Genomic DNA, 23,036 nt, shown 5'->3' with positions numbered 1-23,036 from the left:
TCCCCGTCATGCGCATGCGCCGCCCCGTTCCAGCAGCTTGATGCCCAGCTCCACGTTGAGCGCGGTGCTCACGCCTTCCAGGGTCAGCCCCAGTTCCACCAGGGTGATGGCGACGGCCGGCTGCATGCCGACGACGACGGTGCGCGCGTCGAGGATTTTCGCCATCGCCGCCGTGTTGCTGATCATGCGGCCGATGAAGGAGTCGACGATGTCGAGCGCGGAAATGTCGATCAGCACGCCCGTGGCGCGGTCCGTCACGATGCGGGTGGTCAGGTCGTCCTGCAGGGTCATCGCCAGGCGGTCGTGCATGTCCACCTGTATCGTCACCAGCAACAGCCGGCCCATGCGTAAAATGGGGATTCTTTCCATAGGCGCCTCAGTGTTGTTGCTGCTGGTAGGTGATGCTGGAACCCGTGCGTTTCAGGGCCACGACGAAGGCGTCGGCCAGGGTGGCCTTGGTCATCACGTCTTCCAGGTTGACGCCCAGGTGCACGATGGTTTGCGCGATCTGCGGGCGGATGCCGCTGATGATGCAGTCGGCGCCCATCAGGCGCGCGGCGGCGATGGTCTTCAGCAGGTGCTGCGCCACCAGGGTGTCGACGGTGGGCACGCCCGTGATGTCGATGATGGCGATCAGGGCGCCCGTATCGACGATCTTTTGCAGCAGGCTTTCCATTACCACCTGCGTGCGGGCGCTGTCGAGGGTGCCGATCAGGGGCAGGGCCAGGACGTTTTGCCACAGCTGCACCACGGGCGTGGACAACTCCAGCAATTCCTGCTGCTGGCGCAATATCACCTGTTCGCGCGCCTTCTGGTAGACGGCGATGGTCAGCAGGCCCAGCTCGTCGAACAATTTGCTGGTGCTGACGATGGCGTCGCCCAGCTGCTCCGGCTGCGCCGTGATTGCCTTGCGCAGGTAGGCGAACAGCGGTTCCTTGAGGGCGAACATGAAGCTGGCCGTGTCGATCGGCGAATAGCCCTGGCGTACGCGCGACTGCGATATTTCGGCGAGCAGCTGGCGCGTGTCGTCCCAGGCGCCGCCCTCGATGTCGAACGAGTCGCCGCTATCCAGCGCGCCCGCCAGCAGCGGCAGGAATTGCGATGCCTGCTGGCGCAGCTCGTTTTCGGCGATCTTGTCGCGCCGCACCAGGCGGGCGATCAGGCCGGCCATCCAGCCGTCCAGCAGTTCCGTGTGGTGTTCGTTGATGATGCCGGCCAGTTGTTGCGCCTGGCCCATTCCCGTCTTGATGTTCATGCTGATCCTTCGCTGAGTGGAGGGTGCGGCACGGCCGCAAACGGGCACGCGCTGTGATGAATAAATTATAGGCAGACATGGCCATGGCTTGTGTTCTGTGCCGCACATAGTGGCGCATGTCGATGTACATTCCTATGGGAAACATTTGCGACTTTTAAAGATGCATGTAATTTGCATGTTTAGGCGAATTCCGCTACACTGGCAGCACTCAACAAGAGAATCACGCCATGAATATCGACAAATTCAAACAGCAGCACCTGGCCATCCTGGCCGCCATCGATGACTTGCGCCGGCTGGCGCGCGGCGGTGTCGCCGCGCAGGCGCAGGCCATCGCCGAACAGATCGTCGCCATGAGCGGCTTGATCAAGCTGCACCTGGCCGTCGAGCAGCGCTACCTGTATCCGGCCGCGCAGGCGTCCGGCGTGGCCACGGTGGCCCAGCTGGGGCGCCAGTACGAACACGAGATGCACGGCATCGCCGGCGCCTACCTCGATTTCGCCGGCCGCTGGAATACGCCCGTGCGCCTGGCAGCCGAACCGGACGCCTTCCGCAGCGAAGCCAATACCGTGTTGCACGCGCTGTTCCAGCGCATGCGCCGCGAAGACCACGATCTTTATCCCGCCATTGAATCACTGGCCTGAAAACCGCCTGCTCATCTATCTAAAGGAATTCCACATGCTGACCCAAGAACAACGCGCCATCATCACGGCCACCGTCCCCATCCTCGAGCAGGGCGGCGAAGCGCTGACCCGTCATTTCTACAAGAACCTGTTCCGCGACCATCCCGAAGTGCTGCCGTACTTTAACCAGGCGCACCAGCACAGCGGCGACCAGCAGCGCGCGCTGGCCAATGGCGTGCTGATGTATGCCAAACATATCGATCAGCTTGCCGCGCTGGGCGACCTGGTGGCCACCATCGTCAACAAGCACGTGGCCCTGCAGATCCGCGCCGAGCACTATCCGCTGGTGGGCGCCAGCCTGTTGCAGGCGATCCGTGAAGTGTTGGGCGAAGAGGTGGCCAGCGACGCCGTCATCGACGCCTGGGGTGCGGCCTACGGCCAGCTGGCCGACATCCTGGCCGGCGAGGAAGGGCGCATCTACAAGGCGCAAGCGGCCGCGCCGGGCGGCTGGAGCGGCGCGCGCGACTTTACCGTGCGCAGCAAGACGGTGGAAAGCGGCGAGATTACATCCTTCCTGCTGGCGCCCGCCAATGGCCAGCCCGTGCTCGACTTTGCGCCAGGTCAATACATCGGCGTGCTGGTCGACGTCGATGGCGTGCCCATGCGCCGCCAGTACTCGTTGTCCGCCGCCAGCAATGGCCAGACCTACCGCATCAGCATCAAGCGGGAAGAGGGCGGCAAGGTGTCGAATTTCTTCCATGACCACGTGCAGGCGGGCGACACGGTGCAGCTGACGCCGCCCTCGGGCGACTTCGTCCTGACCGAGAGCGACAAGCCGCTGGTGCTGATCAGCGGCGGCGTGGGCATCACGCCGACCCTGGCCATGCTGACCGCGGCCCTGCGCGGCAAGCGTCCCGTGCACTTCATCCACGCGGCGCGCCACCACGGCGTGCATGCGTTCCGCGCGCAGATCGACGAACTGGCCGCGCAGCACCCGCAGCTGCAGCGCTATTACTGCTACGCGGAACATGTCGGCGAGCAAGATGCGCCCGATGCCGTCGGCATGTTGAATAAAGAGCAGTTGAATCGCTGGCTGCCGGCCTCGCGCGACGTCGACGCCTATTTCCTGGGGCCGCAGCCATTCATGCGGGCCGTCAAGCAATACCTGCGCGAACTGGGCGTGCCGGAACGGCAGACGCACCATGAATTCTTCGGACCGGCAGCCGCCTTGAACTGATTTCTACTGCCGTGTGTTGCCCCTGCGAGAAAAAACCGCCGCCGTAAGGGGCGGGTAAGCCTCGCGCCGTATCGTGAATGCAAGCTCGACAAGAAAAGAGCAGTTTTTTACATAACGGAGGCAACACCATGCATGACGATCTTGTGCAACAAATCAAGCGCGACCCCAATTATCATCAGCTGGTCAAGGTGCGCTCGCGCTTCGGCTGGGCCCTGACGGGCCTGATGATGCTGGTGTATTACGGCTACATCCTGCTCATCGCGTTCGACAAGGAATTTCTTGCCGCCAAAACGGGCGCGGGCGTGATGACCTGGGGCATGCCGATCGGCCTGTTCGTCATCGTGTTTACCGTGGTGATCACGGGCATCTACGTGCGCCGCGCCAACAAGCAATTCGACGACCTGACCAGCGCCATCCAGGCACGGGTGCAGGCATGAGCGCCGCCAAGCATGCGCTGCGCGGCGTGGCCGGCCTGAGCGCGCTGGCCTTGCTGGGTGCCAGCAATGCCGTGTTCGCAGCCGGCGCCGACCTCGGCCAGGCAGTCAAGCAGCCCACCAACTGGACGGCCATCATCATGTTCGCCGTCTTCGTCATCTTTACCCTGTTCGTCACCAAGTGGGCGGCCAAGAAGACCAAGTCGGCTTCCGATTTCTACACGGCCGGCGGCGGCATCACGGGCTTCCAGAACGGCCTGGCCATCGCGGGCGACTATATGTCGGCTGCATCGTTCCTCGGCATTTCCGCCGCCGTTTTTTTGAACGGCTACGATGGCCTGATCTACGCCATCGGCTTTCTCGTCGGCTGGCCCGTCATCACCTTTCTGATGGCCGAGCGCCTGCGCAACCTGGGCCGCTACACCTTTGCCGATGTGGCCGCCTACCGCTTCAAGCAGGCGCCTATCCGCATTTTCTCGGCCTCCGGCACCCTCGTCGTCGTGGCGTTTTACCTGATCGCGCAGATGGTGGGCGCGGGCCAGCTGATCAAGCTGCTGTTCGGCCTCGAATACTGGATCGCCGTCGTCCTGGTCGGTACCTTGATGATGATCTACGTGCTGTTCGGCGGCATGACAGCCACCACCTGGGTACAGATCATCAAGGCCGTGATGCTGCTGGGCGGCGCCACCTTCATGGCCGTGGCCGTGCTGGCGCAATTCAACTTCAGCCCGGAAGCGCTGTTCGCCAAGTCGGTGGACGTGCATGCCACCAAGGAAGCCATCATGGGTCCCGGTTCCTTCATCAAGGACCCGATCTCGGCCATCTCGTTCGGCATGGCGCTGATGTTCGGCACGGCCGGCCTGCCGCACATCCTGATGCGTTTCTTCACGGTGCCAAGCGCCAAGGAAGCGCGCAAATCCGTGTTCTGGGCCACCACCTGGATCGCCTATTTCTACATTCTGACCTTCATCATCGGCTTTGGCGCCATCGTGCTGGTCAGCACCAATCCCGAGTTCAAGGATGCTGCGGGTAAATTGTTGGGCGGTAACAACATGGCGGCCGTGCACCTGGCCAAGGCCGTGGGCGGCAACGTCTTCCTGGGCTTCATGTCGGCGGTCGCGTTCGCCACCATCCTGGCCGTGGTCGCGGGCTTGACCCTGTCGGGCGCGTCGGCCGTGTCGCACGATCTGTATGCCACCGTCATCAAGAAGGGCAAGGCCACGGGCGCCAACGAATTGAAAGTGTCGCGCGTGACGACGATCGTGCTGGGCATCATCGCCGTGGTGCTGGGCATCGCCTTTGAAAAGCAGAACATCGCCTTCATGGTCTCGCTGGCCTTTGCCATTGCCGCTTCGGCCAACTTCCCCGTGCTGTTCATGTCGGTGCTGTGGAAAGACTGCACCACGCGGGGCGCCACCATCGGCGGCTTCCTGGGCTTGATCACGGCCGTGGCGCTGACGGTGGTGTCGAAGTCCGTGTGGGTCGACGTGCTCGGTCATGGCGAAGCGTTGTTCCCGTACGCTTCGCCGGCGCTGTTCTCGATGACGGCCGGCTTCGTCGGCATCTGGCTGTTCTCGGTGCTCGACAAGAGCCCGCGCGCGCGCATCGACCGCGCCGGCTACGAAGCGCAGCAAATGCGTTCGGAAACGGGCATCGGCGCGGCAGGCGCCAGCGCGCATTGATGTTTTTTAGGTAGCTACTGCAGGAAACAATGCCCGGTTCGCCGGGCATTGTTGTTTGTGGCACGCGCTTATTTGGCCACGTGCAGGGGAATCACGCCCGCCGCCAGCGCGAGCGCGCCCGGCGTCGCTTCGAGTATCGAGGCCAGGGTCACCGTGTCGAGCACGGCCAGGAAGGCGGCCGTGGCCTGGCCCAGCTTGGCTTTCAGCAGGCAATCGGGCGTCAGCGGGCAGGTATTGTTTTCCTTGTTAAAACATTCCGCCATAAAAAAGTCATTTTCCGTTTCGCGTACGACGGTGCCGATATTGATCTCGGCCGGGTCGCGCGCCAGGCGCAGGCCGCCATTCCTCCCACGCACGGTTTCCACGATGCCCGACAGGCCCAGCTGGTGCACCACCTTCATCAGGTGATTCTTGGAAATAGCATGCAGGTCGGCGATGTCCTGGATGGTGACAAGGCGGTCGCGGTGCACGCCCAGGTACATCAGGGTGCGCAGGGTGTAGTCAGTGTAGGCAGTCAGTCGCATGGGCATCGTTCATAAGATGTGGATTACATCCTTGTTTCATCCGCAGCATACAGGAGAGCGCCGGCCCTGTGTGTTGCGCCGTCGCTTTTGATCCTCGAAAGACAAAAGTTGATTGCCTTTCGCTTAAATGCGTAGTAAATTTTCATATTGTTGCCCTGCTAAATAGCTTGCAGGCCCTTGTTGGCCCTTTGAGCATAGATTTTATTGATGAAAATCAAGAGGATGGTGAAGCAATAAGGTAAATTTACTACAAAAATCGGATGATGGGCGTTTCCCGGCCGGGAAGCGCGTACTACGCAATCTGTGCGGTGCCACCGTGGCCGCCCCAGGAAATACATACCATGCAAATGAATGAAGTGAAAGACGAGCTGCTGAGCAGCGATATCCGCCAGCTGGGCCGTCTGTTGGGCGACGCCATCCGCAACCACCTGGGCGACCCTGCCTTCGAGCGCATCGAACATGTGCGCCAGCTGGCCATTCGTTTCCGCCGTGACAATGATGAAGCGGCGCGCGCGCAGCTGTCGGACGCGCTGCAAGCGCTGTCGCAGGAAGAAACCACGCAATTGACGCGCGCCTTCAGCTATTTCTCGCTGCTGGCCAACATTGCGGAAGATCAGCATCACATCCGCCGCACGCGCGCCCATTTGATTGCCGGTTCGCCGCCGCGCCAGGGCAGTCTCAGCCATGCCGTCGGCAATGTGTTTGACGCGGGCAAGGCCGATGCGCTGGAAACGTTCTTTGAAGATGCCTTCGTCAGCCCCGTGTTCACGGCGCATCCGACGGAAGTGCAGCGCAAGAGCATCCAGAATTGCCAGATGGCCATCGCGCGCCTGTTGAGCGAGCGCGACCGCGTGCAAATGACACCGGAAGAGGCGGAGCAGAACGAAGAAGCGCTGGGCCGCGGCATCGTGACCCTGTGGCAAACGCGCCTGTTGCGCACGAGCAAGCTGTCCGTCATGGATGAAGTAGCCAACGGCCTGTCGTTCTACGACCACACGATTTTGCGCGAATTGCCGAAATTATATTCCTCGCTGGAAACCATGCTGGCCCAGCGCGATGCCCGCTGGGAAGATGCGGAACTGCCTAATTTCATGAAAGTCGGCAGCTGGATAGGCGGCGACCGCGACGGCAATCCCTTCGTCACGGCCGACATCCTGCGCAGCACCCTGCAGACGCAAGCCGACAAGGTGCTCGACTTTTACTTGGGCGAATTGCGCAAGCTCGCTTCGCAACTGTCGCTGGCGCAAATCCTGAACGCCTGCAGCGAGCCGCTGCGCGCGCTGGCCGAGCGCTCGGCCGATGCGTCGCCGCACCGGGTCGACGAACCGTACCGCCGCGCCCTGCATGGCATCCATGCGCGCCTCGATGCGACGCGCGTGGTGCTCTCTGGCAAGGGCAAGCAAGCGGACGGCGTGCAGCCTTACGCGGCGGCCGCCGAACTGCTGGCCGACCTGGACGTGGTCCAGCATTCGCTCGTCAGCAATGGCTTGCGCGCGCTGGCGCGGGGCCGGCTGCGCCAGCTGCGGCGCGCCGTCAAGGTCTTCGGCTTCTCGCTGGCGCCGCTCGATTTGCGCCAGAATTCCGACGTGCACGAGCGCGTCGTGGGCGAACTGTTCGCCGGCGCCCAGCCGGGCCTCGTCTACCTGGACCTCGATGAAGAGCAGCGCATCAGCTTGCTGCTGGCCGAGCTGGAATCGCCACGCCTGCTGACGTCGCCGTATGCGCAGTACTCGGAAGAAACGACGTCCGAACTCGATATCTTCCGCGCCGTGCGCGCAGCCCACGTCAAATATGGCAAGGAATCGGTGCCGAACTGCATCATCTCGAAGGCGGCCAGCGTGTCGGACTTGCTGGAAGTGGCCTTGCTGCTGAAAGAAGTGGGCTTGCTGCGCCAGGACAGCCGCGAAGTGGACGTCAACATCATTCCCCTGTTCGAAACCATCGACGACTTGCGCGCCGGCCCCGCCATCATGGCGCGCGCCTTCGGCTTGCCGTTCTACCGGGGCTTGCTGGCCTCGCGCGCGGACCAGCAGGAAGTCATGCTCGGTTATTCCGACAGCAACAAGGACGGCGGCTTCTTGACCTCCGGCTGGGAACTCTACAAGGCCGAGATCGAGCTGGTGACCGTGTTCAAGCAATACCAGATCAAGCTGCGTTTGTTCCACGGCCGCGGCGGTTCCGTGGGCCGCGGCGGCGGACCCAGCTACGAAGCCATCCTGGCCCAGCCGGCCGGCGCCGTGCAGGGGCAGATCCGCCTGACGGAGCAGGGCGAAGTCATCACGGCCAAGTATGCGAACCCGGAGGTAGGGCGCCGCAACCTGGAAGTGCTGGTGGCCGCCACCATCCAGTCGACCCTGCTGCCGCAGGCGCAGCTGCAGCCGAAGGCGTCGGCCGGCGCGGGCCATTTGGCCGCCATGGAAGAACTGTCCGGCACGGCCCTGAACGCCTACCGCGACCTCGTCTACGGCACCGAGGGCTTCGAGCAGTACTTCTGGGAATCGACGGTGATCGCGGAAATTGCCGCGCTGAACATCGGCAGCCGTCCCGCCTCGCGCAAGAAATCGACCTCGATCGAGGATTTGCGCGCCATTCCCTGGGTCTTGAGCTGGGCCCAATGCCGCTTGATGCTGCCGGGCTGGTTCGGTTTCGGTTCCGCCGTGCAAGCCTACCTGGCCGCCCATCCCGCCGACGGGGCGGACGTGCTGCGCGGCATGTACACGGACTGGCCCTTCTTCACTTCCCTGCTGTCGAACATGGATATGGTGCTGGCCAAGAGCGACATCGCCATCGCCGGCAAGTATGCGGAACTCGTCAAGGACAAGGCCCTGCGCGACGCCATCTTTACGCGCATCCGCGCCGAATACGCGGCCACACTGGACGCCTTGAAGCTGATCACGGGCCAGGAAGAGTTGCAGCAAGCCAACCCGCTGATGCAGCGTTCGATACGCAACCGTTTCCCCTACATCGACCCGCTCAACCACGTGCAGGTGGAGCTGCTGAAACGCTTCCGCGAGGGTAAACAGGATGCGGCGGCCCGCACGGGGATTCATTTGTCGATCAATGGCATTGCGGCGGGGTTGCGCAACAGCGGTTAACTTTTAGGGCAAAGTTGCCGAAATTCCGGGGTCAGACCCGCCGGGTCTGACCCCAGCTTTGCACTTGGGTTGGCTTTACGAACTCAGTAGAAAACAACAAGGAGACAGCATGACCATCAAAGTTGCCATCAATGGCTATGGCCGCATCGGCCGCAACGTCTTGCGCGCGTTTTATGAAGGCGGCAAGCAGCAGGATATCGAAATCGTCGCCATCAACGACCTGGGCGACGCCAAGTCGAATGCGCATCTGACGCGCTACGACACGGTGCACGGCAAGTTTCCCGGCGTCGTCACCATCGACGGCGAGAACATGCTCGTCAACGGCGACCGCATCCGCGTCTTCGCCCAGCGCGACCCGGCCCTGATACCGTGGGGGGAACTGGGCGTGGACGTGGTGCTCGAATGTACGGGTTTCTTCACGACCAAGGAAAAAGCCTCGGCGCATTTGAAGGGCGGCGCAAAGAAAGTCATCATTTCCGCGCCGGGCGGCAAGGACGTGGACGCCACCATCGTGTTCGGCGTCAACCAGCACGTGCTGAAAGCCACGGACACGGTCATCTCGAATGCTTCGTGCACGACGAATTGCCTCGCGCCATTGGTCAAACCCCTCAACGACGCCATCGGCATCGAATCGGGCCTGATGACCACCGTGCACGCCTACACGAACGACCAGGTGCTGTCCGACGTGATGCATGAAGACTTGCGCCGCGCCCGCTCGGCCACGCATTCGATGATTCCCACCAAGACGGGCGCGGCGGCCGCCGTGGGCCTCGTCTTGCCGGAACTCAATGGCAAGCTCGATGGTTTCGCCATCCGCGTGCCGACGATCAACGTCTCGCTGGTCGACCTATCCTTTATTTCCAAGCGCGACACCACGGTCGAAGAAGTCAACGCCTTGCTGAAAACGGCGTCGGAAGGCGCCCTGAAAGGCATCCTCACCTACCAGACGGAACCGCTCGTTTCCATCGACTTCAACCACAACCCGGCCTCGTCGAACTTCGATTCAACCTTGACCAAGGTCTCGGGCCGCCTCGTGAAAGTGTCGTCGTGGTACGACAACGAGTGGGGTTTCTCGAACCGCATGCTCGACACCACGGTCGCCCTGATGGCGGCCAAGTAAGAAGAACCAGCGCTGATCCAGCGCACCAGGACGGCCGGCCCACAAGGCCGGCCCTTGCAGCAGCACGAACTTTATAGAAAGCAGCACACCATGACCATGCAAGTACAGCAACGCGCCACCAAGATCGTTTCCACCATCGGCCCCGCTTCGAACGATATCGATACCCTGGTCCGCATGTTCAAGGCCGGCGTCGACGTCGTGCGCCTGAACTTCTCGCATGGCAAGGCGCAAGACCATATCGACCGCGCCCGCATGGTGCGCGAAGCGGCAGCGCTGTGCGGCCGCGAAGTGGCCATCATGGCCGACTTGCAAGGCCCGAAAATCCGCGTCGGCAAGTTTGAAGAAGGCAAGATTTTCCTGGAAAACGGCGCCAAGTTCATCCTCGACGCGAAATGGGGCGAAAACGGCGAACTGGGCAACATCGAGCGCTGCGGCCTCGACTACAAGGAATTGCCGCGCGACTTGCGCGCTGCCGACGTATTGTTGCTCAACGATGGCCTCATCGTCCTGACGGTGGACAAGGTCGTCGGCAGCGAAATTCACACGACCGTGAAAATCGGCGGCGAATTGTCGAACAACAAGGGCATCAACCGCCAGGGCGGCGGCTTGTCCGCGCCAGCCCTGACGGCGAAAGACATGGAAGACGTGAAAACGGCGATGAGCTTCCAGGCCGATTACGTGGCCGTCTCCTTCCCGAAAAACGCCACGGACATGGTCATGGCGCGCCAGCTGGCCAATATCGCCGGCGAAGCGTGGGACCACAAGCCGATGATGATCGCCAAGATCGAACGGGCGGAAGCCATTCCCGCGCTGCAAGAAATCCTCGACGCCTCCGACGGCATCATGGTGGCGCGCGGCGACCTGGCCGTGGAAGTGGGCAACGCGGCCGTGCCGGCCCTGCAAAAACGCATGATCAAGATGGCGCGCGCGTCGAACAAGCTGGCCATCACGGCCACGCAGATGATGGAGTCGATGATCGTCAACGCCGTGCCGACCCGCGCGGAAGTGTCCGACGTGGCCAATGCCGTGCTCGATGGCACGGATGCCGTCATGACGTCGGCGGAAACGGCCTCGGGCCGCTACCCGATCGAAACGGTGGAAGCGATGGCCGCCATCTGCCTGGATGCGGAAAAGTGGGATACCTGCAAGCTCGATGCCGATTTCCTCAACGCCACGTTCTCGCGCATCGACCAGTCGATCGCCTACGGCGCGCTGTTTACAGCCCACCACCTGCGCGTGAAAGCGATCGCCACCCTGACGGAATCGGGCTCCACGGCGCTGTGGATGAGCCGTTGCAACATCGATATCCCCATCGTCGCGCTGACGCCGAGCGTGGGCACGCGCCGCAAGCTGGCCCTGTACCGCAACGTCAGCACCCTGGAACTGACGTCCGGCACGGACCGCGACAAGGTCTTGCAGCAGGCGGAAGATTTGCTGGTGGAACACAAAGTCGTGACCAAGGGCGACACCGTCGTGCTGACCTGGGGCGAGCCGATGGGCAAGGTGGGCGGCACGAACGCGTTGAAGATCATGAAGATCGGTCAGCACTGACCGTCTCGCCCGCCGCCAGTTGCCTGCAGCCTTAAGAACGGCTGAAAAAGAGGCCGCTGGCCGCCAGGCGCAATGGCAGACGCCCAATCTGCCATTGCGATGCCCGCATTTTCATGTCAGCATGGTTCTCCTGCCTTGCAAGGCGCATCCGGAGTGCATGATGACTGCATACTTGCCTGCCTTGATCTGGTCGCTGTCGGCTTTCGTTTGCCTCTTCATTGCCAAGCGCCGCTCCTTGAAAACTACGTCTGCCAGGGCCATCCTGGTGGTGCTCCTGGGGCCGCTTGCCATTCCCTTCGTATTGGCCGCCAGGCCCGGGATGCACGGCTAAGCGTGCGGCCTGCGCGCGTTCCTCTTTGCTATATTTAAACTTTTAGCGAATGGAATGCCCATGAAACGCAGCGCGATCTTGTTCCTGATGACTATTTTTTGCGCAGCCGCGTCCGCCTCGGCGGCGGAACCGGCGCAGCGCTTGCAGCGTGCCACGGGGCTGTGGAAGGTGACGCCCGCCACCTCGCCGTTTTCCTGGGAAATTTGCATTGATCAGCAACGCGACCGCCTGATCGACGACGACTTGTGGAGCGATTTCGAGCAGGAATGCCAGATCGCGTCGCAAAGCCGCCAGGGCGACAGCTATACTTTCCAGTCCAGCTGTCCTGGCGCCAAGCTGGCGGGCAGTTTCAAGGGCGACCTGGCCAAGGCGTATACCCTGACCGCGGATACCACTATCGAACTGAACGGCAAGACCGAGGTGCAACGCACGGAACTGGCGGGCGTATTCCTCGGTGCCTGTCCCGCCGGGCTGGCGCCGGGTGCGAAGAAAATGCGCGGCGGCATGGTCATGAAGAGCGTGTATATCAACCGCTAAGTAATCCTCGGAAAATTAGTGTGAATTTATGACAAACAGAACCGGATGCTATGCAAGGCGCTCGCTGCGACGCAGTGCGAGCACTGCTAGCAGTGAGCAAGCCTCGTCGGCCACCTTGCAGAGCGCCGGTTATGGAAGTCAGAAATCACAATAATTTATTGGGGGTTACTTAGCAGCCGGCAACCGCGCTGAAACAACGGTTTCCAGCGATAGGCAGGCGCCGGCATTGACGCCGGAGGCCAGGATTTGTGATAATGAGAATTATTATCAATTAGTCGCGCCTTGCCTTGCGCGCATTGGAGTCCCGAGTGAACATTGCGCAGTCCAGCGAGTCGATAGCAGGCATCTACAGCAGCCACCACGGCTGGCTGATGCGCTGGCTGCGCGCCAAGCTGCAGTGCGCCGACCATGCGGCCGACCTGGCGCACGATACCTTCGTCCGCCTGCTGACGGCGCCGCCCGAGGGAAGGCACAGCCTGCGCGAACCGCGCGCCTATCTCACCACCGTGGCGCAGCGCCTGCTGATCGACCATTACCGGCGCCTGTCGCTGGAGCAGGCGTGGCTGGAAACCCTGGCGCAGCAGCCTGAATTGCTGATGCAGTCGCCGGAAGAGCGTTTGCTGGTATTGGAAGCCTTGCAGCGCATCGATGCCATGCTCGACGGTTTGCCGCCGCTGGTGCGCAACGCCTTCCTGCTGGCGCATGTCGATGGCCTCGCGTATGGAGAAATCGCCCGGCGCCTGGGCGTGAGCGAGCGCAGCATCAAGCGCTATATGGTGCAGGCGTTCGAGCGCTGCATCCTCTTGATCCTGTGAACGCCAGCACGGCTGCCATCGACCCGCGCGCCGCCCGCGCGGCGGCGCAATGGCTGGTGCGCTTGCACGGGGGGCCTTTGAACGTTGACGAACAGCAAGCCTTCCAGGCCTGGCGCACCAGCGATCCCGCGCACGAAGCGGCCTGGAAACGGGCCGAGCTCGTGTGCGGCACCCTGGCCAGCGTGCCGCCGGTGCTGCGCCAGGCGGCGGACGGGTCGCCGCAGTCGCCGCAGCGGCGTGCCGTGCTCTATGGCCTTGCCGGGCTGATCGCTGGCGGACCGGCGCTGTGGCTGGCCAGCCAGTCGGCGCCGTGGCAGGCGTGGCGCGCGGCCATCCGCACGGCCAGGGGCGAAATCCGCCACATGACATTACCCGATGGCACGCAACTGGTACTCAATACGGACACGGCCATTGACGTGCGCTTTGACGGCGCGGCGCGGCTGGTGGTCTTGCATGCCGGGGAAATACACGTCGCCACGGCGCACGACGGGGCCGTGCCGGTGCGCCCGTTCCTCGTGCGCAGCAGCAATGGCGTCGTGCGTGCACTCGGTACGCACTTCAGCGTGCGCCAGGGCGGCAGCGTGCTGGCGCCGCGTACGCAGGTGAGCGTCAGCGAGGGCGCCGTCGAGATCCGGCCAAGGGAAGCTTCCGACGCCTTGCGCAGGGTCGATGCGGGCCGGCAGGGCAGTTTTGACGACGCGGCCGTTTCCGCCTTGACGCCGCTGGCGCCGCATGCGGACGCCTGGCTGCGGGGCGTGCTGATCGCCGAGCGCATGCCGCTGGGCGAGGTGCTCGAACAGGTAGCCCGCTACCGCTATGGCGTGCTGCGCTGCGATCCGGCGCTCGCCGCCATGCCCGTGGACGGCATCTTCCAGTTGCACGACCCGGAGAACATCCTGCTCTTGCTGCAGCGCGCCTTGCCGATCCGGCTGGCGCGCCGCACGCGCTACTGGATCAGTGTCGAGGCGGCTTGAGCTTGTCGGCTTACGCGTGGCCTTGCCACGCTAAGCCGACCTACGCCTGTCGGGTATGGTAGGTCGGCTTAGCCCGCAGGGCGTAAGCCGACGTGCTCCAATTTACTTCTTGCCTGTCCCTTTTTGCAGATTGCTTCGTCATACAAGGTAGAGAACGAACAATCCGAACCATCGAAAGGGTTTACATGGCTTTGCAGCACCGCACGTTGACAGCAGCACGCATGACGCTCCATCCCACCACCGGCGCCGTGCGCGCCGCGCTGGTCTTGTTTCTCGCCGTGGGCGGCGCCGGCGCCACTTTGCCGCACTGGGCGCTGGCGGCCGAGGCCAGCCAGGCCGCCAGTCTGCGCGACTACCGCATTCCCGCCGGCAGCCTGCGCGATGCGCTGGCCTCGTTTGCCATCGCCGCCGGCGTGAACCTGTCCACGCAGGGCGTGGCGCTCGACGGCCTGGTGACGCCGGGCTTGCAGGGCCGTTATGGCGTCGCGGCCGGCTTGCAAACGTTGCTGCAAGGCAGCGGCCTGGAGGTGACAGCCAGCGGCAGCGGCAATTATATGTTGCGCAAAATGAATGCCAGCACGGCCGATGGCGGCCTGGCCAGCATGCCGACCGTGGTCGTCAGCGCCGAGGCGGACCGCGCCACGGAAGGCACGGGTTTATATACGGCGCGCGCGATGTCGACGGCCACGGGCCTGAACCTGTCGCAACGGCACACGCCGCAAACGGTCAGCGTGATTGCGCGCCAGCAGATGGAAGATTTCGATTTGACCACCTTGCAGGACGTCGCGCGCGCCACGCCTGGCATCTATGGCAAGACCCAGGGCGTGTCCGACCAGGAAACCACGTATTTTGCGCGCGGTTTTGCCTTGAGCCACGTCAATGTCGATGGCTTGCCGCTCGATGTCACGGGTTTCAATGAACGCAACGTCTCGGCCGACATGCTGATGTACGACCGGGTGGAAGTGGTGCGCGGCGCCACGGGTTTGATGGAAGGGGCGGGCGCGCCGTCGGGCAGCATCAACATGATACGCAAACGCCCCACGGCCACGCCCCTGCTGAACGCGTCCGCTCACCTGGGCAGCTGGAAGGACCGGCAATTGACGGTGGACGCCGGCAATGCCTTGAACGCCTCGGGCAGCGTGCGCGGGAGGGTGGCGGCCAGCTGGCGCGACAGCGACAGTTTCGTCGACGTGGTCAACAACAGCAATGGCACCGTGTATGCGATCGTCGAAGCGGACCTGACGCCGTCCACCACGGCCGGCATCGGCTTTTCGCGCCAGCACAGCCGCACCGATGGCGTGTTTGTCGGCTTGCCGACGTTTGCCGACGGCCGCCACATGGACTTGCCGCGCTCGACCTTCCTGAACAATGCCGACTCGTTCCAGAAACGCGACAACAACGTCGCCTTCGCCGACCTGGAAACCAGGCTGGAGAAGGGCTGGCGCAGCCGCTTTGCCATCACGCGCATCGATGCCTCGTCCAGCACGCGCAATACCACCAATAGCCGCATCGATGGCGAGATATATCGCTTCGGCCAGTCGGAAACGGGCTGGAAGTACAACACGGATCAGGTGGTGGCTGACTGGCGCCTGAGCGGCCCCGTCACCTGGTTCGGCCGCCAGCACGACGTCATCGTCGGCGCCAGCTACCGCCACGACGATTCGGATGCGGGTCAGAGCTGGGAGGGCGCCGGGACGCGCGTGATCGACATCCGCCACTGGAATCCCCATGCCTATCGCATGAACGGCGCGCCGTTCGAGCCGTACAACTGGGGCCGCAAGACGGATGAGAAGGGAATTTATGCGGCCGGCAACTTCAGCCTGGTCGATCCGCTGCGCCTGGTGCTGGGCGGGCGCTTCGGCTGGTATGCGCAGGACGTGACGGGCTGGTATGCCAGCAACCCCACGTGGCGGCGCGGCCTGACGGAAAACGCGAAGTTTACGCCGTATGCGGGCCTCGTCTACGACCTGGACCAGCATCACTCCCTGTACGCGAGCGGCACGCAGATATTCCAGCCGCAAAGCGTGCTCGATGTGGGCGGCAATACCTTGCCGCCGCTGAGCGGCACCAACCTGGAAGTGGGCGTCAAGGGCGAGTACTTCGGCGGCAGGCTCAACGCCAGCGGCGCCCTGTTCCGCATCAAGCAGAATAACCGCGCGATGGCCGATGAAGTCAATTGCCCCACGGGCGGCGCCATCTACTGCGCCCGCGCGGCCGGGCAGGTGCAGAGCGAAGGCGTCGATCTGCAATTGTCGGGCTCGCCATTGCCGGGCTGGCAGATCGCCGGCGGCTACACCTATGTGCTGGCCAAATACACGAAAGACAGCGTGGCGGCGAACATCGGCCAGCGCATCGCCACGGATGAGCCGAAGCAATTGTTCAAGCTGTACACGACTGTGCAGCTGCGCGGCAGCCTGGCGCGCTGGAATCTGGGCGGCTCCGTGTACGCGCAGGACAAGATCTACCGCCGCGACACGGGCTACCTGACGCAACAGGGCGGCTACGCCATCGTCGGCTTGACGGCCGGCTACCGCCTGAGCGAGCAGGTGCAGCTGCGCGTCAGCGTCGACAACGTGCTGGACCGCCGCTACTACCAGGGCCTCGGCTATGCGTGGTCGGGCGGGCTGGAACGCTACGGCGCGCCGCGCAGCGTGCTGCTGTCCCTGAACTACAAGCTGTAGGGGTGACGCCAGCGGAGCGCGCCTGGCCGGGCGCCTCTGCTACACTGCCGCCGTCTTCACTTTTACACGGTTCCCATGTCCGCCACGCCTGTCCTCACGCCCCTGAAAAGCGCTTTCCAGCAATCGCGCGCCGAGAATAACATCGAGCTGATCCTGCCCGAACTGCTGGCCGCGCAATTGCACGTCGTGATCGGCGGGCAAAGCGAGCAGATCGACCTGTTCCTCGTGCCGTCGCCGAATCCCGAGCGCCAGTGCGTGACGGTGGCGGAAGACCCGGCCTTCCTGGCCGGCATCAATTTTCCCAAGATTCCCGTCACGGGCGCGCAGCTGATCGCGTCGATTCCTCCCGAGATCGAGATCGTCATCCTGCACGGCGATGGTGCCAACTACCTGACGCGCGAACAGCTGGCGTGGTTCCGCGGCATGCTGGCGCCGACCGCTTGAGCGCAGCGCCGTCGCGCAAGCTCAAAGGGGCACGCGCCGAATGGATACGCTTTGCGCCGGCCGACGATGCAAGTTCCCAGGCAGCGATGATGGCCAATCTGCGTCCCGTGCTGTGGCGCAGCGTGCTGCTGGGCGGCTGCGCCCTGATCCTCGCCTTTGTCCTGCAAGCCGTCTGGCGCGACGTGCCATACGCGGGCGATGCGGTGCTGCTGCTCCTGCCGGCGCTGGCCGCCTGGACCGTCGGCCTGGTCCTGCTGCCGGATCGCAATCTGTCCTTTCATGTCGAAATCAACGACGCCGGCCTGTTGCTGCGCCGGGTGGCGCGGCGCCTGCCTGGCCATGAGAAGACGCTGCAGCTGGAACTGCGGCAGATACGCGCGCTCGAGGTGGTCGCCTACGCGGGCGCGGTAACCGTCTACCGGGTCGGGCCACCGATGGCGCGCCTGGAGTTGCTGCTGCACACGACCCTCGACGACTGCCCGCTGATTCGCGTGATTGGCATGGATCTGCCCGTGCCGCAGCGCTGGTCCTTGCGGCAGATCAAGGACGAGTTGAGCCGCCGTTGCAAACTGGCCGGTATTCCTGTCGCCGTGCGGGCCGGTCCCACCTATCAGGAATCTGCCGCGATACGCGCGCAGTGGCCGCCATGCTGAGCGGCCGGAAATTGTCGCATCAGGGCTGCGGAATATTTTTCTTTTGGTAACTATATTGCTGAAGTCCTATGAATATGTTCGCAAAGCAACTATACTCATGATTCTTTAAAAAATCATCGTCACGCTGGCGGCCAGATATCCGCGCCAGAGTTCGTACGCATTCCGCTTTTTCCCTCTGTAAAAAGCACCTTTCCCCCGCGCGGCAGGCGCGGGCGTGATGACCGAGCCTTGCCCTGGTCGACTGCTGCCGTTGTCATTTTCGCTGTGTTGCCGCTTTACTAAAAAGCCGGGCGCCGGCGCGCGGTGCGCGGTGCGCCGTCATGTTTTGCGACGTCACGTTTCACTCTATTCGGTTCACGACAGTATGCTGAGTTCCATCTTTGCCGTATCGAACGATACCTTGCCGTACATCTATGGCGCGCACAATGCCTGGCTGGTGTTGTTTTCTATCGGCATCGCCATTTTTGCCTCGTTCATGGCCTTGCAGATCGCCGGCATGGCGCGCAGCAGCGAGCGCGGCTTCCAGCGCCAGACGGCCATCATCACGGGCGCCATCGCGCTCGGCGGCGGCATCTGGTCGATGCACTTCATCGGCATGCTGGCCTTTGATATCTGCACGCGCGTGTCCTTCGCGCCCGGCCTGACCCTGCTGTCGATGCTGCCAGGCATGGGCGCTTCGTGGGTGGCGCTGCACCTGCTGGCCCGTCCGAGCATCAACTGGCGGCAATTGGTGGTCGGCGGCGTGCTCGTCGGAGTTGGGATCGGCTCCATGCATTACAGCGGCATGGCCGCCATGCAGACGTCGCTGGCCCTGCGCTACGAACCCTGGCTGTTTGTGCTCTCGCTGCTGGTGGCCGTCACCATGGCCATGCTGGCGCTGTGGGTGCGCTTCGGCCTGAACGCCATGCGCCAGCGCCTCAGTCCGCTGACATCCTTGCTGGTCAGCAGCGTGGTGATGGGCCTGGCCATTTCTGGCATGCACTACACGGGCATGCTGGCGGCGCGCTTTTCGGGCACGCCCACGGCAGGCGAGAACACGATTACGGTGCAAGCCTCGTTCGTCGCCCTGGCCGTGGCCCTGATTACCGTCACGCTGACCGTTTTTGTGGCCGCCGCGAATGGCTTGCTGCGCTACCGCCAGCTGCTGCGCCACGCCAGCGCCAGCGAATCGCGCCTGCGCGCCATCGTCGACACGGCGGCCGATGGCCTCATTACCATCGATGGCCAGGGCAAGGTGCGCTCCTTCAATCCCGCCGCGGAAAGCCTGTTCGGCTGGCGCGAAGCGGAGATCGTCGGGCGCGACGCCAGCGTGCTGCTGCAACCGGCCGACGCGGCCGAATACGAGGGCTATCTGCGCGACTATCTGGAAACGGGCGCTTCGCGCATCCTCGACAGCGGACGCGAACTCGATGGCTGCCACAAGGACGGCACCGTGCTGCCCATGCGCGTGGCGATCGGCAAGATCGATACGCCGGGCCAGCCCCTGTTCGTGGCGTTTGTCACGGACATGCGCTCGTCGCGCAGCATGGAGCAGGCGCTCAAGGACAGCGAGCGCCAGTACCGTACCCTGATCCGCAATATTCCCGGCGTGTCCTTCCACTGCAGCTTCGCGCCCGAATGGAAGATGATTTTCATCAGCGACGCCGTCTTCAACCTGACGGGCTGGACGCCGCAGGACTTCATCGAAGGGCGGGTCAGGCTGTTCGACCTCGTGCATCCGGACGACCGCCAGCGCGTCAACGACACCTGTGTGCAGGCGGCCGGCGAACAGCGCGACTTCGAGAACGTCTACCGCCTGATCCACCGCGACGGGCGCGAGCGCTGGGTGCGCGAAAGCAGCGGCCCCGTGCTCGACAACGACGGCGTGGTGCGCTGGATCGACGGCGTCATCCTCGACATCACGGAAAGCGAATTGCGCAACGCCGAATACGAAGGCAAGGTGACAGCCATCTCGCGCGCGACGGCCGTGGCGGAATTCGACCTGCAGGGGCGCATCCTGGCGGCCAATCAGAACTTCCTCGACCTGGTCGGCTACCAGCTCGACGACGTGCTGGGCCTGCACCACAGCATCTTCTGCGAACCCGCCCACGTGACCTCGCCCGACTACATCGCGTTCTGGCAGCACCTGGCGGGCGGCGAATTCAATACGGGCGAGTACAAGCGCATCGGCAAGGATGGCCGCGAAGTGTGGATACAGGCTTCGTACAATCCGATCTTCAACACGGACGGCAAGCCGTTCAAGGTGGTCAAGCTGGCCACCGACGTGAGCGAGCGGCGCGCCATGCAGGAAAACCTGCGCGCGGCGAAAGACCGCGCAGAGCTGGCCGCCGAATCGAAGACCAGCTTCCTGGCCAACATGAGCCATGAAATCCGCACGCCGATGAACGCCATCATCGGCTTTACGGAAGTGCTGCTGGGGACGGCCCTGGACAGCCTGCAGCGCCGCCACCTGGGCACCGTGCGCCAGTCGGCCCGTTCGCTGCTCGAACTGCTCAACGACATCCTCGACACGGCCAAGCTGGAAAAGGGCGCCACCGAGCTGGAACTGGTGGACTTCTCGCTGCCCGACCTGGTCGACCACGTGGCCGCCTCCCTGCGCGTCACGGCGCACGCGCGCGACCTGGTGCTGCATGTCGACGTCGATCCCGGCATGGGCCAGTTCTTCCTCGGCGACGCGCGCCGGGTGCAGCAGGTGCTGACGAATCTGATCGGCAACGCCGTCAAGTTCACGGAAGTAGGCCATGTGCGCGTGGCCGTCGGCATGCAGGGCGAGCAAGTGCATATCGCCGTGCACGACACGGGCATCGGCATTCCGGCCGACCGCCTGGACAAGATATTCGCCCCATTCACGCAAGCCGATTCCTCGATGAGCCGCCGCTTTGGCGGCACGGGCCTGGGCACGACGATTTCGCTGCAGCTGGTCGAGCTGATGGGTGGCACCATCACGGTGGAAAGCACCCTGGGCGTGGGCAGCGTGTTCCACGTGCTGCTGCCGCTGGCGCCGGGCAAGGCCGTGGCGCGCCGCAGCGAGCAGCCCGTGGCGGCCTTGCCGCCGCTGCGCATCCTGGCGGCAGACGACGTGCCGCAGAACGTGGAGCTGCTCTTGATCAGCCTGGGCGCGGCGGGCCACCAGGTGATCGCCGCCAGCGATGGCGAGAGCGCCGTGCGCGAGTTCAGCAAGGGCAGCTTCGACATCGTCCTGATGGACGTGCAGATGCCGCGCATGGATGGCCTGGAAGCGACGCGCCTGATCCGCGTGTACGAGCGCGAGCAGGGCCTGAAGGCGACGCCCATCATCGCCCTGACGGCCAGCGTGCTGGAACAGGACCGCCGCGCCGCGCAGACGGCGGGCATGAACGGCTTTGCCTCGAAGCCGCTGGAAATGCACAAGCTGACGGCGGAAATCGCGCGCCTGCTCGATATCGCCGTGGCCATGCCGCCGCCGGCCGCCGGCGCGGCGGCGCGCGTGGCCGCCGGCCAGGTCGACTGGCAGCGCGGCATCGCCCTGTGGGGCGGCCGCGAAGCCTTGCAGCGGGCGATCGGCCGCTTCGTGCAGGCCAATGGCGACTGCGCCGCCATGCTGGCGGCGGAACTGGAACGCGGCGGCGGCAGCGTGGCCGGCCACCTGCTGCACCGTATCAAGGGCGCGGCGGGCAATTTGTGCCTGGTGCAGGTCGAAAGCCTGCTGGGACGCATCGAACAAGCGATCGCGCGCCAGCTGCCGGCCACCGAATTGCTGGTGCAGCTGGCCGCCGCCTTCATGGCGCTGGCCGGCGAACTGGAAGAGGTAAATATGCCGGCCGTGGCCATGGGCGCGACGCCCGCCGGCGCGCCCCTCGATGCGCCAGCTGCAGGCGTCTTGCTGCGGCAAGCCATCGCCAGCCTGGAGGGCGGGCAGCTCGACGACGCCCTGATGGCGCAGATCGCCGCCATCCTGGCGCCGCATGGCCAGCAGCAGCGCCTGCAGGCGCTGGCCAGCGCCATCGACGACTTTGAATTTGCGCGCGCCGTGGGCGTGCTGCGCCAGCTGCTGGCGTGGCTCGAGGCTCCTGCGCCTGCCGACCTTTCCTGATATTGGACTGACGATGACCTTACAAGAAGACAAACCGATCCTGCTGCTCGTCGACGACGAAGCGACGAATCTGCAGGTGCTGCGCCAGATCCTGCAGGACGATTACCGCCTGCTGTACGCCAAGGATGGCGAGAAGGCGCTGGAACTGGCGCAGAACAACCCCGTCGAACTGATCCTGCTCGACATCATGATGCCGGCCATGACGGGCTATGAAGTGTGCCGCCAGCTGAAAGCCATGCCGGTCACTGCCGCGATTCCCGTCATTTTCGTCACCGCCCTGTGCGACGTGAAGGACGAGGCGGACGGCTTCGACGCGGGCGCCGTCGACTACATCACCAAGCCCGTCAGCCCGCCCATCGTGCGCGCCCGCGTGCGCACGCACTTGTCGCTGGTGGACGCCGAGGAATTGCGCCGCTCGCGCCTGCAGGTGATCCAGACCCTGGGCCAGGCGGCCGAATACAAGGATAACGAGACGGGCATGCACGTCATCCGCATGAGCTATTACGCGCGCCAGCTGGCACTGGCGGCCGGCTACAGCGCGGCCAGGGCGGAAGATTTATTGAATGCGGCACCGATGCACGACGTGGGCAAGATCGGCATCCCCGACGCCATCCTGCAAAAGCCGGGCAAGCTCGATGCGGAAGAATGGAAAGTCATGCGCCGCCACGCGGAAATCGGCGCGGCCATCATCGGCGAGCACGCGGGCGGACTGCTGAAAATGGCGCGCACCATCGCCCTGACGCACCACGAGAAATGGGATGGCAGCGGCTATCCGCAAGGCCTCAAAGGCGAAGAAATCCCGCATGAAGGCCGCATCGTCGCCATCGCCGACGTCTTCGACGCGCTCACCAGCGAGCGCCCGTACAAGCGCGCCTGGGCGATCGAAGAGGCCATCGCCACCATGCAGCGCGACAGCGGCACGCATTTCGATCCCGCGCTGCTGGCGCTGTTCATCGAACAGCTGCCGGCCATGCTCGAGATCAAGGACAAGTGGCGCGAGCCGGCGTAGGG

Annotated in this window: 18 protein-coding genes; 15 read left to right on the top strand and 3 right to left on the bottom strand. The window is 63.9% G+C overall.

Annotated features, from left to right (window positions below; translation table 11 throughout):
• Window positions 1–6: 6 nt before the first annotated feature.
• Window positions 7–369 (bottom strand): STAS domain-containing protein, encoded by a 363-nt coding sequence (locus AC3RCG_RS16600; protein ID WP_034785745.1) that lies wholly within the window; start codon window positions 367–369, stop codon window positions 7–9.
• Between the two features lie 7 nt (window positions 370–376).
• Window positions 377–1,255, bottom strand: a complete 879-nt coding sequence (locus tag AC3RCG_RS16595) for an STAS domain-containing protein (protein ID WP_070291455.1) — start codon at window positions 1,253–1,255, stop codon at window positions 377–379.
• 227 nt (window positions 1,256–1,482) lie between these two features.
• Here AC3RCG_RS16595 and AC3RCG_RS16590 point away from each other — a divergent pair, with 227 nt between their 5' ends.
• The 4 genes from AC3RCG_RS16590 to AC3RCG_RS16575 all read left to right on the top strand — a co-directional run bounded on the left by AC3RCG_RS16590 (window position 1,483) and on the right by AC3RCG_RS16575 (window position 5,228).
• Window positions 1,483–1,896: a hemerythrin domain-containing protein gene (locus AC3RCG_RS16590; RefSeq protein ID WP_070310643.1), complete on the top strand. Its 414-nt coding sequence runs from the start codon at window positions 1,483–1,485 to the stop codon at window positions 1,894–1,896.
• Window positions 1,897–1,930: 34 nt separating this feature from the next.
• Window positions 1,931–3,112 carry an NO-inducible flavohemoprotein gene (hmpA, locus tag AC3RCG_RS16585; RefSeq protein WP_492401162.1) on the top strand — a complete coding sequence of 394 codons (1,182 nt, stop codon included), beginning with the start codon at window positions 1,931–1,933 and terminating at the stop codon, window positions 3,110–3,112.
• 128 nt (window positions 3,113–3,240) lie between these two features.
• A complete protein-coding gene (locus tag AC3RCG_RS16580) occupies window positions 3,241–3,549 on the top strand; it encodes a DUF485 domain-containing protein (protein ID WP_070291452.1) in 309 nt (102 codons plus the stop codon).
• The gene (locus AC3RCG_RS16575; RefSeq protein ID WP_492401163.1) at window positions 3,546–5,228 is read left to right on the top strand and encodes a cation acetate symporter; all 1,683 of its coding nucleotides are present in this window, start codon (window positions 3,546–3,548) and stop codon (window positions 5,226–5,228) included. The genes AC3RCG_RS16580 and AC3RCG_RS16575 overlap by 4 nt, the downstream gene beginning before the upstream one ends.
• A 68-nt stretch (window positions 5,229–5,296) precedes the next feature.
• On the opposite strand, the gene AC3RCG_RS16570 is transcribed toward AC3RCG_RS16575, so the two are convergent.
• Complete coding sequence (locus tag AC3RCG_RS16570) at window positions 5,297–5,752, bottom strand: RrF2 family transcriptional regulator (RefSeq protein ID WP_492401164.1); 456 nt, start codon at window positions 5,750–5,752, stop codon at window positions 5,297–5,299.
• 341 nt (window positions 5,753–6,093) lie between these two features.
• Here AC3RCG_RS16570 and ppc point away from each other — a divergent pair, with 341 nt between their 5' ends.
• The 11 genes from ppc (at window position 6,094) to AC3RCG_RS16515 (ending at window position 23,034) form a co-directional block, all read left to right on the top strand.
• Entirely contained in the window at window positions 6,094–8,847 is a 2,754-nt protein-coding gene (gene ppc, locus AC3RCG_RS16565) for a phosphoenolpyruvate carboxylase (RefSeq protein WP_409028593.1), read from the top strand.
• 109 nt (window positions 8,848–8,956) lie between these two features.
• The gene (gene gap, locus AC3RCG_RS16560) at window positions 8,957–9,967 is read left to right on the top strand and encodes a type I glyceraldehyde-3-phosphate dehydrogenase (RefSeq protein WP_492401166.1); all 1,011 of its coding nucleotides are present in this window, start codon (window positions 8,957–8,959) and stop codon (window positions 9,965–9,967) included.
• Between the two features lie 90 nt (window positions 9,968–10,057).
• A complete protein-coding gene (gene pyk / locus AC3RCG_RS16555) occupies window positions 10,058–11,518 on the top strand; it encodes a pyruvate kinase (protein ID WP_175444767.1) in 1,461 nt (486 codons plus the stop codon).
• A 391-nt stretch (window positions 11,519–11,909) separates the two neighbouring features.
• Window positions 11,910–12,386 carry a DUF3617 domain-containing protein gene (locus AC3RCG_RS16550; protein WP_492401167.1) on the top strand — a complete coding sequence of 159 codons (477 nt, stop codon included), beginning with the start codon at window positions 11,910–11,912 and terminating at the stop codon, window positions 12,384–12,386.
• A gap of 308 nt (window positions 12,387–12,694) precedes the next feature.
• The gene (locus AC3RCG_RS16545; protein ID WP_409028596.1) at window positions 12,695–13,201 is read left to right on the top strand and encodes a sigma-70 family RNA polymerase sigma factor; all 507 of its coding nucleotides are present in this window, start codon (window positions 12,695–12,697) and stop codon (window positions 13,199–13,201) included.
• A complete protein-coding gene (locus AC3RCG_RS16540; RefSeq protein ID WP_492401168.1) occupies window positions 13,198–14,175 on the top strand; it encodes a FecR domain-containing protein in 978 nt (325 codons plus the stop codon). The genes AC3RCG_RS16545 and AC3RCG_RS16540 overlap by 4 nt, the downstream gene beginning before the upstream one ends.
• A 221-nt stretch (window positions 14,176–14,396) precedes the next feature.
• Window positions 14,397–16,856, top strand: a complete 2,460-nt coding sequence (locus tag AC3RCG_RS16535; protein WP_492401169.1) for a TonB-dependent siderophore receptor — start codon at window positions 14,397–14,399, stop codon at window positions 16,854–16,856.
• Window positions 16,857–16,931: 75 nt separating this feature from the next.
• A complete protein-coding gene (locus AC3RCG_RS16530) occupies window positions 16,932–17,300 on the top strand; it encodes a hypothetical protein (protein WP_070291444.1) in 369 nt (122 codons plus the stop codon).
• Window positions 17,297–17,953, top strand: coding sequence for a hypothetical protein (locus AC3RCG_RS16525; RefSeq protein ID WP_492401170.1), 657 nt, complete (start codon window positions 17,297–17,299; stop codon window positions 17,951–17,953). Before AC3RCG_RS16530 ends, AC3RCG_RS16525 begins: the two co-directional genes overlap by 4 nt.
• 364 nt (window positions 17,954–18,317) lie before the next feature.
• Entirely contained in the window at window positions 18,318–22,025 is a 3,708-nt protein-coding gene (locus AC3RCG_RS16520; protein ID WP_492401171.1) for a PAS domain S-box protein, read from the top strand.
• Between the two features lie 13 nt (window positions 22,026–22,038).
• Window positions 22,039–23,034: an HD domain-containing phosphohydrolase gene (locus AC3RCG_RS16515; protein WP_492401172.1), complete on the top strand. Its 996-nt coding sequence runs from the start codon at window positions 22,039–22,041 to the stop codon at window positions 23,032–23,034.
• Window positions 23,035–23,036 lie beyond the last annotated feature (2 nt).

This window comes from Janthinobacterium sp. GW823-FHT01H08 (assembly GCF_058797855.1).
The sequence above is the reverse complement of the archived record's forward strand: the minus strand, read 5'-3'. Positions and strand labels throughout refer to the sequence as shown.